General features: G+C 69.6%; 13 protein-coding genes. 10 read left to right on the top strand and 3 right to left on the bottom strand.

Annotated elements, in window-relative coordinates; genetic code table 11:
- The 5 genes from H261_RS14365 to H261_RS14345 all read left to right on the top strand — a co-directional run.
- Window positions 1-584: hypothetical protein (locus tag H261_RS14365; protein WP_008618816.1), on the top strand; the 584-nt coding region annotated here is incomplete at its 5' end.
- A 273-nt stretch (window positions 585-857) separates the two neighbouring features.
- Entirely contained in the window at window positions 858-1,244 is a 387-nt protein-coding gene (locus H261_RS14360) for a DUF6165 family protein (protein ID WP_008618815.1), read from the top strand.
- A gap of 12 nt (window positions 1,245-1,256) precedes the next feature.
- Window positions 1,257-2,375 carry a glycosyltransferase family 9 protein gene (locus tag H261_RS14355; RefSeq protein ID WP_008618814.1) on the top strand — a complete coding sequence of 373 codons (1,119 nt, stop codon included), beginning with the start codon at window positions 1,257-1,259 and terminating at the stop codon, window positions 2,373-2,375.
- Window positions 2,372-3,493: a glycosyltransferase family 9 protein gene (locus tag H261_RS14350; RefSeq protein ID WP_008618813.1), complete on the top strand. Its 1,122-nt coding sequence runs from the start codon at window positions 2,372-2,374 to the stop codon at window positions 3,491-3,493. The genes H261_RS14355 and H261_RS14350 overlap by 4 nt, the downstream gene beginning before the upstream one ends.
- 3 nt (window positions 3,494-3,496) lie before the next feature.
- Window positions 3,497-4,711, top strand: a complete 1,215-nt coding sequence (locus H261_RS14345) for a glycosyltransferase family 9 protein (protein ID WP_008618812.1) — start codon at window positions 3,497-3,499, stop codon at window positions 4,709-4,711.
- Between the two features lie 66 nt (window positions 4,712-4,777).
- Here the strand turns inward: H261_RS14345 and H261_RS14340 are convergent, their stop codons facing one another.
- On the bottom strand, window positions 4,778-6,028 hold the full coding sequence (locus H261_RS14340) for a pyridoxal-phosphate-dependent aminotransferase family protein (RefSeq protein ID WP_008618811.1): 1,251 nt from the start codon (window positions 6,026-6,028) through the stop codon (window positions 4,778-4,780).
- A complete protein-coding gene (locus H261_RS14335; protein WP_152426882.1) occupies window positions 6,025-7,077 on the bottom strand; it encodes a DUF2125 domain-containing protein in 1,053 nt (350 codons plus the stop codon). The genes H261_RS14340 and H261_RS14335 overlap by 4 nt, the downstream gene beginning before the upstream one ends.
- Here H261_RS14335 and H261_RS14330 point away from each other — a divergent pair.
- The 5 genes from H261_RS14330 to H261_RS14310 all read left to right on the top strand — a co-directional run bounded on the left by H261_RS14330 (window position 7,076) and on the right by H261_RS14310 (window position 11,740).
- Window positions 7,076-7,657, top strand: coding sequence for a gamma-glutamylcyclotransferase (locus tag H261_RS14330; protein ID WP_081608957.1), 582 nt, complete (start codon window positions 7,076-7,078; stop codon window positions 7,655-7,657). The two genes, H261_RS14335 and H261_RS14330, sit on opposite strands and share 2 nt — an antisense overlap.
- Window positions 7,658-7,742: 85 nt before the next feature.
- Complete coding sequence (galU, locus tag H261_RS14325) at window positions 7,743-8,618, top strand: UTP--glucose-1-phosphate uridylyltransferase GalU (protein ID WP_008618808.1); 876 nt, start codon at window positions 7,743-7,745, stop codon at window positions 8,616-8,618.
- A 184-nt stretch (window positions 8,619-8,802) separates the two neighbouring features.
- Window positions 8,803-9,765, top strand: coding sequence for a DNA/RNA non-specific endonuclease (locus tag H261_RS14320; RefSeq protein ID WP_008618802.1), 963 nt, complete (start codon window positions 8,803-8,805; stop codon window positions 9,763-9,765).
- 57 nt (window positions 9,766-9,822) lie between these two features.
- Window positions 9,823-10,593, top strand: coding sequence for a hypothetical protein (locus tag H261_RS14315; protein ID WP_008618801.1), 771 nt, complete (start codon window positions 9,823-9,825; stop codon window positions 10,591-10,593).
- Between the two features lie 16 nt (window positions 10,594-10,609).
- On the top strand, window positions 10,610-11,740 hold the full coding sequence (locus tag H261_RS14310) for an alpha-hydroxy acid oxidase (RefSeq protein WP_008618800.1): 1,131 nt from the start codon (window positions 10,610-10,612) through the stop codon (window positions 11,738-11,740).
- A 9-nt stretch (window positions 11,741-11,749) separates the two neighbouring features.
- On the opposite strand, the gene ddpX is transcribed toward H261_RS14310, so the two are convergent.
- Entirely contained in the window at window positions 11,750-12,316 is a 567-nt protein-coding gene (gene ddpX / locus H261_RS14305) for a D-alanyl-D-alanine dipeptidase (protein WP_008618799.1), read from the bottom strand.
- Between the last annotated feature and the right edge of the window lie 26 nt (window positions 12,317-12,342).

Genomic DNA, 12,342 nt, shown 5'->3' with positions numbered 1-12,342 from the left:
ACGCCCCCGCCATCACCCTCAAGGACCCCCTGGCCGCCTTCCTGGGCGCCCCCGCCGACGGCATGATCACCTATCGCTACGAGGACGCGGTGCGTCTGGCCGGCCATTCCTGCCCCACCGTGGCCGGAGCCTGGCTGATGACCATCAAGGCCCTGCGCGCCCTGTGGCCCGACGGCATGCCCGAGCGCGGCGCCGTCCAGGTGCTGATGGACGATGCCCAGGACGAAGGCGTTACCGGCGTGATGGCCGGCGTGGCCGGCCTGATCACCGGCGCCGCCGGGCCGGGCGGGTTCAAGGGGCTGGCCGGGCGCTTCGGCCGCAACGACCTGCAGCGTTTTTCCGCCAATATCGGGGCCGAGCTGGCGCTGCGTCGCCTGGACGACGGCCAGACGGCGGTGGCCAGCTATCATCCCGAACTGGTGCCCGCCGACCCCGAGATGCGCGACCGCCTGCAGCGCGTGCTGGGCGGCAGCCGCGACCCCGAGGATCACGCCCGTTTCGCCGAGCTGTGGCAGGAGCGGGTCAAGCGCATCCTGGTGGATTACGCCGACCTGCCCGGACTGGTCAGGATCGAGATGCGCTGATACCGGCGATGGCTCGCCGTATTGCCCTCGGTCGCCGGGCGCTTCGCTTGGCTTTGTCCGCTACGCGTTCCCTTTGGTCCGCGGCATAAGCTGCGGCGCGCGCACGCGCGCAGGCGCGTATCATTGAAATTTGTCGGCGAAGCCGACCGGCGCTTGCCGCCGAACCCGTGTGCGGAAATTTGATATCCTTGGTTCGGCGGTCCAATTGGGTTTTGGTCCCAGGCCGCGAAATCTGCTAAGACCGGCACGGTTTCCGGCAAGCATAGGTCCGTCATGTCCGTTCTGGTGCCCGTGTCGTGGGGCGAGATTATCGACAAGATCACCATTCTCGAGATCAAGGCCGAGCGTCTGTCCGACGCCGGCAAGATCGCCAACGTCACCAAGGAACTGGACGAGCTGGTCCTGGTGCGTGAGCGCGAATTCCCCGGCCATGCCGGTCTGGCGGCGCTGTCGGCCGAGCTCAAGGCCATCAACGAGACGCTGTGGGTGATCGAGGACGACATCCGCGACTGCGAGCGCGCCAAGGATTTCGGGCCGAAATTCGTCGAACTGGCCCGCGCCGTGTACTTCACCAACGACGAGCGGGCGGCGGTCAAGCGCAAGGTCAATGACCTGCTGGGCTCGGCGCTGATCGAGGAAAAGTCCTACGCTCCCTATTGAGGTGACGGCGCCTTGAAGCTGAAGCGCCTGATCTCCGACACAATGCGCCGCCTGCGGCCCCGGCCGCCAAGGCCGGGCGAGGCGGCGGGCGTGCTGCTGCTGTCGTCGGGCGGGCTGGGCGACACCGTGCTGTTCGCCCTGGTGTTGCCGCGCTTCCTCGAGCTGGCGCGGCCGGGCGAGACGGTCACCGTGCTGCTGCGCGCCGACGGGGCCAAGATGGCCTTTCTATTTCCGCCGGGAGTCGCGGTGTTCAAGGTGGATTTCGGCCGGCTGGGCAAGGATCCGGCCTATCGCGGCGCCACCTTCGACGATCTTTACCGCGCCCATTACCGTCTGGTGGTCTCCACCGACTTCAAGCGCCATCCCGACCTGGACGAGGCCCTGGCCTTCGCCTGCGACGCGCCCGAGACCGCCGCCATGCGCGCCCGGCCCTGGGCCAAGTACCAGAACCGCCTCGACGCCAATGCCGGGCGCTGGGGACGGCTGGTGGATTCGGGCGCGGCGCTGCAGGACAAGGTGGTGCGCTGGTCCCGTTTCGCTTCCGAACTGACCGGTAGAATCCAGCCGCCGCCCCGCGTGGCGCTGGCTCCGGAGCAGATGCCGGCCCGGGTGGAGCTGCCCGAGCCCACGGTGATCGTCCAGCCGTTCTCGGCGGTCAGGCAGAAGCAGAGCCCGCCCGAACTCTACGCCCGCATCGCCGCCGCCCTGCCGCCGGAATGGCGGATGCGCATCGCCGGCCATCCCGGCGACCTGGACAAAAATCCCGATTACCGGCCCCTGCTGGAGCTGCCCAACGTCTCGTTCGAGCCCGCCCCCTTCGCGGAACTGGCCGGCATCCTGCGCGGCGCCCGGCTGGTGGTCTCGGTGGACACCGCCTGCATGCATCTGGCCGCCGCGCTGGGGGTGCCCACCCTGTGCCTGGCCTCGGCCGGCTTCGTCGGCGAGATCGTGCCCTACGCCGACGCGGTCGGTCCGAGCAACCTGAAGGTGTTGGTTCATCCCATGGATTGCGCCGGCTGCCTGGGCGATTGCCGCCTGAACCCGGTGAATTCCATGTTTCCCTGCGTGGCGGCTCTCGACTCCGACGCGATTTTGTCGGACATTGCCAGGATGGTGGAGGGAGGTTCATGAAGATTGCCGCCCTGCTCGATCCGGTCCTGAGGCTCCTGCTCCGGTATAAGAAGCGCCGGAAGCGGGCCGAGGGCGTTTTGCTGGTCAGCTCGCGCGGGCCGGCCGAGATGGTGTTCCTGTCCGCCGTGCTGCCCCGCTTCATGCGCTTGGCCAAGCTGGACGAGAGCGTCACCCTGCTGTGCCGCTCCGACGCCGCCGGCATGGCCTTCCTGTTCCCCCGCACGCTCAAGCTGCGCCGCATCGATTTCCGCCGCCTGGACGAGCTGGAATACCGCTGGAGCAGCTTCAAGGACCTGTTCGCCCAGCATTACCGGCTGATCGTCTCGCTGGACTATGTGCGCGAGCACGACCAGGACGAGGCGCTGATCATCACCGCCGACCCGGCGGGGACGGCGGGCATGGTGCCGCCGCCCTTCAAGCGCAACTTCCACCAGCGCCTGGAGGAGAGCGAGAAGGTCTTCGACCTGCTGTTCGATTCCGGGCCGGTGCGCCAGGACAAGATCGTCCGCTGGTCGCGCTTCGCCGACGAGGTGCTGGACGACCGCCAGCCGCCGGTCCTCGCCCTGCTGGAAGACAGCCAGCTGCCCAATCCCGAGGCCCTGTCCGCCCCGACCATCGTGTTGCTGCCCTTCTCGGGGGTGAAGCAGCGCATGCTGCCCGCCGAGACCTGGCGGGACCTGGCCGACCTAGTGCCGCCCAACTGGCAGGTGCTGGTGGCCGGGCACAAGAACGATTTCGACAAGAACCCCGAATACATGGCACTGCTGACCCAGCCCAACGTCAGGATGGAGACCTCGGGCTTCGACCGGCTGGCCTCGACCCTGCTGGGCTCCAAGCTGGCCATCGGCGTCGATACCGCCGGCCTGCATCTGGCGGTGCTGCTGGGGGTTCCCACCCTGTGCATGGCCAGCGCCGCCTATGTGGGGGCCGGCGTGCCCTATGACGAGCGGGTGGTGCCCGGCAACGTGCAGTTCGTCTACGTGCCCATGGAATGCCAGGGCTGCCTGGGCCGCTGCAAGTTCCCGCTGGAAGACGGCATGTACAAATGCGTCAACGCCATCGATACCGATCAGGTGCTGGCCTTCGTCCGTGATTCGGTGTCCCGGGGCGTTTTCTAGTCCATGAGCCTGCTGTCGACCCTGTTTCCGCGCGGCATGCGCCGGCGCTGGTGGATGTTCCGTCCCATCGACGCCATCGTCGCCCTGTGGCCCGTCCCCCGCGTGCGCCGGGGCGCGGTGGTGGTGCGCATGGACGGCATCGGCGACATGGTGATGTTCCGCGCCGCGCTGGAGCATTACCCAACGGTGCTTGGCCTGGCGAAATCCGAGATCACCGTACTGGGCTGCCATTCGTGGAAGGCGGTGATCGGGGAAGTGTTCGATGGTTTCCGGGTGGTCACCATCGACGAGCACGCCTTCGAGAAGAAGTGGCTCTACCGCCTGAAGATTGCCCTGTGGATCCGCCGCCAGGGCTTTAAGGCCGCGCTGTGCGACATGTTCATGAGGAAGACGCTGACCGCCGATACCCTGGTCTGGGCCAGCCGGGCGCCGGAGCGCATCGTCTGCACCCCCTTCATCACCGAGCGCACCAAGGCGGAATATGCCTGGTACCTGGCCAAGGCGACGCGGGTGATCGACACCGGCCCCTATCCCACCCACGAGGGCCTCAGGCACTTCACCTTCCTGCAGGCCCTGGCGGGCACCCGCATGAAGCCCGAGCCGCCCGCCATTCCCTGGCCCGACCGCAAGCCGGACCTGCCCGAGGGCGCGCCTTACGTGGTGATGTTCATCGGCTCCAACGAACCCGGGCGGCGCTGGCCCCTGGAGAATTTCATTGCCGTAGCGAAACGTGCCCTGGAGTCCGGGCTGCGGGTGGTGTTCGTCGGCGGGAAGCAGGAGGCCTACGCCAAACCCGCTTTGGCCGCGCTCGGCCATCCCGGCCTGATCGACGCCATCGGCAGCCTCAAGCTGGGCCAGACCGTCGACGTGATGAAGCACGCCGCCTGCGTGGTCGGCAACGATTCCGGCCCCGGCCATCTGGCCATAGGGGTCGGCGCTCCCACCGTGCTGCTGGCCGGCGGCGGCCATTTCGGCTGCTTCGTGCCCTATCCCGAGGAAATCCGCCCGCCCCGGGCCCGCTTCCTCAACGCCCCCATGGAGTGCTACCACTGCCTGTGGCGCTGCCATAAGCGCGCCAGCACTCAGGACACCTTCCCCTGCGTCGCCGAAATTTCCACCGATGCCGTGTGGGCCGCGGTGCGGGAATTGGCTTCGCTGCGCGAATGGGCTACCGCCCAGACCCGCTCGGAGGACACCTCCGACCCTCCTTCTTTTTGAAAATCAAAGGGTGGGTCCGGGAGGCATGCCTCCCGGTGGGGGGCGGGGCGTCGCCCCGGTGTTGTCTTACCCGAACAGCACCCGTGACGCCGCCGCCGGACCGGCGCCCTGGGGCACCTTGGCCCCCAGCACGCTCTCGAGCGCACCAAGACAGGCCATGACATGCCGGGGCGTGGCGCTCTGGCCCATCAGGCCGATGCGCCAGACCTTGCCGGCCAGGGCGCCGAGGCCGGCGCCGATCTCCAGGCCGAAGCGGGCCAGCAACTGGCTGCGCACCGCCGCCTCGTCGACGCCCTCGGGCACGGTGACGGCGTTGAGCTGGGGCAGGCGGGACGCCTCGGCCACCAGCAGGCCGAGTCCCATGGCCTCCAGCCCGGCCTTCAGCGCCGCGTGCATGGCGCGGTGCCGCGCCCACGAGGCTTCCAGCCCCTCCTCGTGCAGCATGACCAGGGATTCGTGCAGGCCGTAGAGGGCATTGACCGGCGCGGTGTGGTGGTAGGTGCGCCCCGGCGGGTTCTTTGAACCCGCCGAAATCCCACCACTTGTTTGTTGGTTCGCCGGTTGGCGAACCAACTGGGCCCCGCCGCCCCAATAGGCGGTGAGCAGGGTGAGGTCGAGGAACCAGCTCTGCACCTTGGTCTTGCGGGATTTCAAGGCGTCCACGGCACGGGACGAGACGGTGACCGGCGACAGGCCGGGCGGGGCCGACAGGCATTTCTGGCTGCCGGAATAGACGGCGTCGGCCCCCCATTGATCCACCAGCACCGGAATGCCGCCCAGGGAGGTGACGGTGTCGACGATGGCCAGCGCCCCATGGGCGCGGGCCAGGGCGCACAGGGCGGCGGCGTCGGATTCCACGCCTGTCGAGGTCTCGGCATGGACGAAGGCCAGGACCTTGGCGCCGGGATGGGCCGTCAAGGCCGCCTCCACCTTGCCCGGGTCGACGGGGGTGCCCCAGGCATCCTCGACCACCACCGCGCGCGCGCCGCAGCGCTCGACGTTCTCCTTCATGCGGCCGCCGAACACGCCGTTGACGCAGACCACCACGGTATCGCCCGGCTCGATCAGGTTGACGAAGCAGGCCTCCATGCCGGCCGAGCCGGGGCCTGACACGGCGAAGGTCATTTCGTTGGCGGTACGGAAGGCGGCCTGCAGCAGGCCCTTGACCTCGTCCATCATGCCGACGAAGGCGGGATCGAGATGGCCGATGGTGGGCCGGGCCTGGGCGGCCAGTACGCGGGGATGGACGTCCGAGGGGCCGGGCCCCATCAGGAGGCGTAGCGGCGGCTGGAACGGCTGGACGGGCAGGTTGCTCATGATGGCGGGGCTCCGGGACCGGGGGGCGTGATGGGCAGGGGCGGCAGCCGCAGCAGCTTGACCTGCCCGGCGGAAAGAACGCCGTCCTGCAGGGTTATGGACAGGGTCAGGGTCGGGCGGCCCTGGGGATCGGGCCGGGCCAGGATGGCCAGCAGCATTTCGGCGGCCGAGGCCATGCCCGGCTCCATCAGCCCGGCCTCCTTCAGGCGGCCGATCATCTCGTTCCAGCCGCGGATGCGCGCCGTGGTGGCGACCAGCGGCTGCAGCGCGGGGTCGAAGGCCAGGGTGCCGTCGCCCTCCAGGCTCAGCGGCGCCCACTCCACCGCCACCTTGTCCAGCTCCACGGTGCCGCCGGCATTGCTCCAGGCGGCCAGGGCGGAGAGCGGCGCCGTCTCGGGGATGGTGCCCATGACGCGGCCTTCTACCCGCACGCCGTCGAGGCGGCGGTTGAGATTCAGGCCGGCGGGCAGGCTCATCTCGACGCCCCTGGCATCGAGGGTGAAGTCGGCCGAGGGCTTCTCGTGGCCGGGATCGGGGGGATTGAGCCATTGATAGGCGACGGCCAGCCGCTCCGCCGACAGCGGCCCTTGGCCCGGCTGCTCCAGCAGCGGCCGGCCGGCCTCGAAGCTGAAGGCGTGCAGGTCGCCGTCGCCGTCCACCCGAAGGCGCACCGAGGCCCCGGCGGCGGTGACCACACCCCGCCATCCGTCGCCCAGGGCGATGGCATGGCGGGTGCCCAATTCCAGGGTGGGGCCCAGCGGGTCGAAGCCGGGAACCAGCAGGCGCACACCGTCGCTCTGCCATTCGAGGCCCGAGGGCGTGGCCAGGACGAAGGCGCCCAGGTCGAGGCCGATGGCACCGGGAAAGCCGAACGGTACCGGCGGGGCGAAGTCCAGGCGCCAGCCGTCGGCGCGGCGGGCGGCGGCGAAATCCTCGACCCCCTTGCGCAACTGCCCCGCCACATGGAACCAATAGGCGGTATAGGCGCCGCAGCCGGCCAGGATCAGGGCGGCGGCGGCGAGGGCGGCAAGACGGAAACGCATGGGCATGGGCATCGCCACTCCGGAAGGAGATACCACCTCTAACCCGACGGCGGGTTGGAGGCAAGGCACCGACCTGTGGGTGTTCGCCTACGGCTCGCTGATGTGGAATCCGGATTTCCGCCACGAGGAGGCCCGCACCGCCCGGCTGGCCGGCTATCACCGCGCCATGTGCATCCTGTCGTACCAATGGCGCGGCACACCCGAGCGCCCCGGGCTGGTGATGGGCCTCGACCGGGGGGGATCGTGCCGGGGGCGGGTCTTCCGGGTGGCGGCCCCCCTTGTGCCGGCAGTGATGGAGCAGGTCTACCGCCGCGAGATGCCCACCGGAGTCTACGTGCCGCGCTTCGTCCCCGTGACCCTGGACGACGGGCGGCGGGTGGCGGCCTGGGCCTTCATCGCCCGGCGCGGCCATCCGCAATACCTGGCCGATGCCGCCCCGGAGCATCTGGCCGCCCTGATCCGCCAGGGCCGCGGCGCGGCGGGGCCGTGCCGGGACTATCTGGCCAACACCATCGCCCAGCTGGAGGCGCTGGGATTGGAGGACAAGAGCCTCGGGCGCCTGCTGACGTTGGTCGACATGCCCTGATTCCGCCGCAATCAGGACAAAACTCTGCCTGAATGGCGGGCGATGATCCTCTCCATCGCAACCGCTCTTTCGAGAGACATCCCCAATGATCCGTAAAGCCGTTCTGCCCGTCGCCGGCATGGGTACCCGCGTCCTGCCCGCCACCAAGGTGCTGCCCAAGGAATTGCTGCCGGTGGTGGACAAGCCGCTGATCCAGTACGCGGTGGAGGAAGCCGCCGAGGCCGGCATCACCGAGATCGTCCTGGTCACCGCCCGGGGCAAGGAGATGCTGGCCGACCATTTCGACCGCAACGCCGAGCTGGAGCGTTCGCTGGAGGCCAAGGGCAAGGCCGGGCTGCTGGAGATCGCGCGCGGCACCTGCCCCCGGGGCGTGACCATCACCACCGTGCGCCAGCCGGCGCCGCTGGGCCTCGGCCATGCCGTGCTGTGCGCCCGTCCGGTGATCGGCGACGAGCCCTTCGCCGTGCTGCTGCCCGACGACCTGATCCTCGGCAAGCCCGGCTGTCTGAAGCAACTGGTGGAGGTGTGGAACCAGACAGGCGGCCACGTCATCGCCGTGGAGAACGTTCCCGCCGATCAGGTGGACCGCTACGGCATCCTCGACGTCATCGAGGAGAAGGGGCGGCTGGCCCGCGCCCGCGGCCTGGTGGAAAAGCCCAGGCCCTCCGAGGCGCCCTCCACCCTGTCGGTGATCGGCCGCTATGTGCTGGATTCCGGCGTGTTCGACGCCCTGGAGCGCCGTGAGACGGGAGCCGGCGGCGAGATCCAGCTGACCGACGCCATCGCGCGGACCCTGGACCGCGTGCCGCTGCACGGCGCCCGTTTCGTCGGCACCCGCTACGACTGCGGCAACAAGGCCGGCTATGTGGCGGCGATCATCGACGCCGCCCTGGCCCATCCGGAAACTGCCTCCGCCGTCCTTGCCCATCTCGAGGCTCTGCGCGGGCGCCGGGCCGCCTGATTACTGAAAGAGGAAATAGTTAAGTTAGCAGCCTCCGATAGGAGGCTGCTAACGGCCGTATGAAACTTGTTTAAGTTGCAAATAGCATGGGATGACGGCAGCTTTTGTTGATGAAAACTACAGCATGAGGCCGTTCATGCCAGGTTTATTCAGATTTATTCCCGTCTTAGCCGTTATCGTCCTGGTGGCGTTTCCCGTCCTGGCCCAGCCTCTGGCCTGCAAGGGCCAGGGCGGCGTCCGGGAGCTTCCCTACGAATCGGCGGCGCCGGCCGGCTACGACCACGACCGCTTCGCCACCTTGCCGCGCGGCCTGATGTTTCCGTACGGCGCCTTCGTGTCGTCGTTCGAGACGGCCGAGGACCATCGGGCCGATTCCCCCTACAAGGGCATTCCCAAATGGGTGTCCTACGAGATGCGCGGGCTGACGGGCGACGACGGCAGGCCCATCCGCCCCCAGGGCGCCAAGCGCCCCGTCAAGTGGTACGAGCTGGAGGCCACCGGCTTCCTGTGGCGGGACGAGGGGCTGAAGCCTGGTATCGACGCCTCCTACCGGGGCTTCGCCGCCCTGTGGAACCGCGGCCACCTGGCGGCGCGCAACCACGCCAACCGTATCTCGTGGCAGGAGGGCTGCAACACCCACACCTTCGTCAACGCCCTGCCGCAATTCGCCGACATGAACCAGGGCGACTGGCTGGCGCTGGAGAATTACGCCATCGCTGCCGCCAACAAGTTCGGGCGGGTCTGGACCATCGCCGGGCCACTGTTCGAGCCCGAACGCGAGGTCGACACCATCGGCAGGGACGGCGTCACCGTGCCGGTGGCCATTCCCCACGCCTTGTTCAAGATCCTGGTGATCGAGAGGAAGGGCAGGGTGGAGGCCCGCGCCTTCCTGTTCCATCAGGCCGACGAGGAGCAGCGGGGGGCCTACCGCAAATGCGCCGGCACGCCGCAATCCCGCTACGATCTCGCCGCCTATTCCACCTCGCTCTCGGCGCTGGAGGCGGTCACCGGGCTGCGCTTCCTCACCGGCCTGCCCGATGCCGACCGCCAGGCGGCGGATGCCGGCTCGGCCCGGGAGCCGTGGCCGGTGGAGGGCAAGTACTGGGCCGACCGCTGCGGCGGCGAGGACGACGACGACGACGTATGAGGCCAGCCGCCGCGATCCCTGCTTTACGGCGTCGCCAAAGACGGCTTGGATAGGGGGATGGATCAGGGCGGAACCGACATCATCTGGAACCAGTTCATCCTGGCGGCGGCGCTGACCCGCACCGCCCGGCGGGAGCGGGAGCGCGGCGGCGAGGACGGGGAGGAGCCCCGCTTCTCCTATGCCGACACCCATGCCGGCGGCGGCCGCCTGCCGCCGCCCGCCGCCCTGGCCGCCGTGCTCGCCCGGCGGGACGTCTTCGCGTCGCGGGCCTGGCTGGACGCCATCGGCGGGCGGGATGACCATCCCGGCTCGTGGGTGCTGGCCGGGCGGCTGGTCGGCACCCTGGGCGGCCTGGACTTCGAAGCCGACGTCAACGACATCGACCCGGCGGCCATCGAGGCGGCCAAGGCCAGCCGCGAGGGCGGCTGGGTGCGGTTCTGGAGCCACGACTGGTTCTCGTTCCTGCGCCACCGTTTCGTCCTGGAGCCCCGGCCCCATTTCGTGTTCATCGATCCGCCGCCCGACGATCCGCGCGGCCCCGGCTACGCCATGGACGCCGCCATCCTGCTCGACACCCTGGACACGCCCTACATGGTCACCTATCCGGTGGACGCGCCCGGCGTCCAGCCCCAGGACGTCATCGACCAGATCGGCCGTTCCGGCCTGGAACTGCGCGGGGCCGGGCTGGAACGCGGCATGCTGCTGGGCGGCGGCGCCGAGACGGTGGTGCTCGACATCCTGGCCGATCTGCGCAATCTGGCCGAGGTGCTGGGCGGCGAGCTTTCCGTCAGGCTGCCCCAGGCCCCGGCCGACGATTACTGCATCTGACAGGAAGGACCCGAGCATGAGCGACGCGGCGAGCATCGGCGATCTGGCCCGGCGGGCGCGGTGGCGGCTGCCCGGCTTCGCCTTCGGCTTCCTGGACGGCGGCTCGGGCGAGGAGGGGGGATTGCGCCGCAACCGGGACCGCCTGGAGGCGGTGGTGCTGGCGCCGAAGGCCTGCGGCGGCGTCAAGCCCGAGACCACGGCCACCCTGTTCGGCCGCGACTACCGCCTGCCGTTCGGCGCCGCTCCGGTAGGCATGGGCAATCTGCTGTGGCCCGGCGCCGACCTGATGGTGGCGCGCCAGGCCGCCCGGCTGGGCTTTCCCGTGGTGGCTTCCACCGTCGCCACCACGCCGCTGGAGGAGATCGCCGAGGCGGCCGGGGGCAACGCCTGGTTCCAGCTCTACGTCTCGCGCGAGGAGCGCATCAACCGCGACCTGCTGGCCCGGGCCTGGGCGGCGGGCATCCGCGAGCTGGTGGTGACCGTCGACGTGCCGGTGGCCGGCGACCGCCGCCGCGACGTGCGCAACCGCTTCATCCTGCCGTTCCGGCCGGGGCCGCGCTTCGTCGCCCAGGTGGCCACGGCGCCGTTGTGGGCGCTGGAGACCCTGAGGGCCGGCTCGCCGGGCTTTCCCAATCTGGCCCGCTATGTGGGCGAGGTGGACGGCAAGACCCTGGCCGGCTTCATCTCGTCGCAGATCAAGGACGACCTCGCCTGGGACGACATCAAGGCCTTGCGCGACCTGTGGCAGGGAAGAATGCTGGTCAAGGGCGTCATGACCGCCCCCGACGCCAAGGCCGCCCTGGACGTCGGCGCCGACGGCGTCTGGGTGTCCAACCATGGCGGCCGCCAGCTGGACGCCGCCCCGGCCGCCATCGATTCCCTGGCCGCCATCCGCGCCGCCCTGGGCAACGGGGCGGTGGTGGTGATGGACGGCGGCATCCGCTCGGGCGAGGACGTGGTCCGCGCCGGCGCGGTGGGGGCCGATTTCGTGTTCTGCGGCCGGGCCTTCTATTACGGCGCGGCGGCGGCGGGCGAGGCGGGGGCGGCGCGGGCCGCCGACCTGCTGGCCGCCGACCTCAGGCGCACCCTGATCCAGATCGGCTGCCCGTCGTGGATGGCGCTGGATGACGGATGGCTGTGGAAATAGGCCCGCTCCTCATCCCATCATCCGCTCCGCCCCCAGCACACTATCGGACAGCAGGGGATAGCGGGCGGCGTCGTGCATCTGGTAGTGCCACCACTCGTTGGCATAGAAATCCCAGCCGGCGGCGTTCATCAGGCCCAGCAGCAGCAGGCGGTTGCGCTGCGCCTCCGCGGGTATGGCAATGACCGCGTGGTGGGAGAGCGGCGTGAAGGCGTCGAAGGCGGTGCCCATGTCCAGGGCCTGGCCGGTGGCCGCGTCCAGCAGGTCGAGGTCCACCGCCACGCCGCGCGAATGGGTCGAGCCCCGGCGGGGATCGGCGAGGAATTCCGGGTCGGGGGTATGGGCCCACAGCGCCCATTGCGCCTCGGACGGACGGAAGGCGTCGAGGACGCGCAAGGCGAGGCCCAGGGGTCGGGCCAGTTCGGCGGCTTTCCTCAGCAGCGGTGCCGCCTCGGCGTGCAGCCAGCAGCCGGCGGCCGGTCCATAGACCGGCTTTCCCGTGAAATTGTCGGGCGTGGCGTAGGCCAGCCGGATATGGAGTCCATAGTCTTCGGCGGCGATGGGGACCAGCGGATGCATCTTCTTTCTTTCAATTCGGACGGTGG

Origin of the sequence: Paramagnetospirillum caucaseum, from assembly GCF_000342045.1 — a bacterium.
In the GTDB taxonomy this organism is placed as follows: domain Bacteria; phylum Pseudomonadota; class Alphaproteobacteria; order Rhodospirillales; family Magnetospirillaceae; genus Phaeospirillum; species Phaeospirillum caucaseum.
This window is presented reverse-complemented; position numbering and strand designations above follow the sequence as displayed.